This is a genomic window from Myxococcus sp. AM009, from assembly GCF_013372605.1.
In the GTDB taxonomy this organism is placed as follows: Bacteria; Myxococcota; Myxococcia; order Myxococcales; family Myxococcaceae; genus Myxococcus; species Myxococcus vastator.
Map to the genome: position 1 here is coordinate 1 of NZ_JABXEP010000393.1, position 539 is coordinate 539.

Annotated in this window: 1 protein-coding gene; it reads right to left on the reverse strand. The window is 70.5% G+C overall.

What is annotated here, in order from left to right; all coding sequences use genetic code 11:
* The coding region (locus tag HV824_RS36045; protein ID WP_255208633.1) for an AMP-binding protein at nt 1-539 on the reverse strand (539 nt) is incomplete at both ends.

Sequence of the window (539 nt, forward strand, 5' to 3'; positions counted from 1 at the left end):
CGCCCCACGTACCCCACCGCCAACCCGTCTCCGCCCACGTACAGCTCGCCCGGTACGCCCACTGGCACCGGGCGCATCCCACCGTCCAGCACGTACGCCACCGTGTTCTTCACCGGCCGGCCGATGGGCACCGAAGCGCCCACCTCTTCCGGCTTCTCCATCCGGTACGTGCTGGAGAACGTCGTGTTCTCCGTCGGGCCGTACCCGTTGATGAGCACACCGCCCGCGGCCAGCCGCTCCTTCACGCGCGACACCGGCAGCGCGTCGCCGCCCGCCAGCAACTGGCGGACACTGGCCAAGGCCTTCGGCTGCCGCGCCTGCATCTGCTCGAAGAGCGCCGCCGTCAGCCACAACGACGTCACGCCTGAAGACTCCAGCTTGCGGCCCAACTCCTCCAGCGACGGCGTCCCCACCGGGTACACCACCAGCTTCGCGCCGTGCAGCAGCGCGCCCCACACCTCCAACGTCGAGGCGTCGAAGGAGATGGGCGCCAGCTGCAGCCACACCTCCTCCGGCCCGAAGTGCGCGAAGTCCGTCCC